Below are 1,594 nucleotides of genomic sequence, written 5' to 3'. Positions count from 1 at the left end.
GTTTGTCTCCATTTCTGTGAAGTCGTCGCTTGTTTTCTACGAAAGTGATCGCGTTGCGACTGTGGGGACAACCGGTCGCGGCGGCGAAGGTTCCCGACAAAATTCCGCTCAGGCGCACCGTGACTGGCGCAATGCTTTTGGCGCAGTGCTCTGAAAAAACGGCTTTCCCTTGAACTCGAATGATGCTTTAAGGCGCACATCCACAGGGGTGCTCCGTACGGTCGGGGCTGAGACGGGGGCGGCAAGCCCACAGACCCTAGAAGCTGATCTGGGTAATACCAGCGGAGCGAGGCGGGCGATGTTTTCAGGCGCACAGATTTCCCTATACCCCATGACCGACGAATTCGTCGGTGTCATTCTTGGCGCGCTCGGTGCGCTCGATCCCTGGCGCGACAAGCTCAGGATCGAGACCGACGACATCTCGACCTTGCTGGTCGGGCCGCCCGAAGTGCTGTTTCCCGCCATGCGCGACCTCTTCGTGGCGGCGGCACGCAGCGGCAAACATTGCGTGTTGTCGGCCGCCATCTCGCGCGGGTGCCCTGGCGAGCCGGATGACCCGATCTGCCGCTCCGATGCACTTGGCGGGCCTGTCGGGCCACTCGGCCCGCGCAAGGATGCGGCCATTGCGGCGGTGCGCAATGCTGCTGCCACCGGCCAGCCGGCGGCGGCGCAGTTCTCGCTCTATGTGATGGGCACCGACGACCACATGGACGAGATCTACGGCTGCATCGATTTTCTCAAGCAGTCCGGCGTCTATGAGCGTTCCAAGCATTTCTGCACGAAACTGCGCGGTGATGCCGGTGCGATCTTTTCGGCGCTGGACGAGGCCTTCTGCCGCTTCGGACCAGGCGCCGGCCACGTAACCCTCGACGTCACGGTCTCGGCCAACAGCCCGTCGGCTGTCTGAACCAGCCGCGCTTTCGCGCTGCCGTCAAAGGTTGTCTCCCGTGGCCACATCATCAGTCGCTTCGCGCCCGATCGCGAGCCTTCTTGTCAAGGCAATGCCGGCCATGATCTCGGTCGGTTTGCTCCTGCTGGCGTGGGAGCTTTATGCCACCTATTCCGGCATCAGGCCGACGACACTGCCGGCGCCGTCGCGCGTTTTCGAGCAAGCGCTGCTCAATCGCCAGGCGCTGGCCGACAACGCCATTCCGACCATCGGCGCCACGCTGCTCGGCTTTGCCTGTTCGCTCAGCGCTGCCTTCGTGCTGTCGATGCTGGTCGACTTCTTCCAGCCGCTGCGGCGTGCGCTGTTTCCTGTCTTAATCGTCAGCCAGACCTTGCCGCTGGTGGCGATCGCGCCGCTGGTGGTGCTCTGGTTCGGCTTCGGGCTGGCGCCCAAGATCATGCTGGTGGCGCTGGTTACCTTCTTTCCGATGCTGGTTGCATTGGTCGAGGGTTATGAGTCGACCGAGGCCGAGATCGGGCAAATGCTGCGCGCCATGGGGGCAGGGCGCTGGCGCATCTTCGTGCTGGCACGGCTGCCTTCGGCGCTGCCCTATTTCTTCGCTGGTTTGAGGATCTCCATCACCTACGCCGTGGTCGGCGCGATCTTCGCCGAATATGCGGGGGCCGCGAAGGGGCTGGGCATCTA

2 protein-coding genes and 1 riboswitch are annotated in these 1,594 nt (G+C 63.2%); both genes read left to right on the top strand.

What is annotated here, in order from left to right:
- Positions 1-194: 194 nt before the first annotated feature.
- Positions 195-308: riboswitch (TPP riboswitch) on the top strand.
- Positions 299-907: a YkoF family thiamine/hydroxymethylpyrimidine-binding protein gene (locus EN939_RS33430; protein WP_127271736.1), complete on the top strand. Its 609-nt coding sequence runs from the start codon at positions 299-301 to the stop codon at positions 905-907. It overlaps the preceding riboswitch by 10 nt.
- A gap of 94 nt (positions 908-1,001) precedes the next feature.
- Positions 1,002-1,594 (top strand): ABC transporter permease (locus tag EN939_RS33425; RefSeq protein ID WP_164751482.1); only part of this gene is annotated, 593 nt, incomplete at its 3' end.

This window comes from Mesorhizobium sp. M7A.F.Ca.CA.002.05.1.1, assembly GCF_003998335.1.
Taxonomy (GTDB): Bacteria; Pseudomonadota; Alphaproteobacteria; order Rhizobiales; family Rhizobiaceae; genus Mesorhizobium.
This window is presented reverse-complemented; position numbering and strand designations above follow the sequence as displayed.

Excerpts from the sequence above, each read along its gene's own strand:
- EN939_RS33430 (WP_127271736.1), top strand. The coding sequence starts at position 299 with ATGTTTTCAGGCGCACAGATTTCCCTATACCCCATGACCGACGAATTC.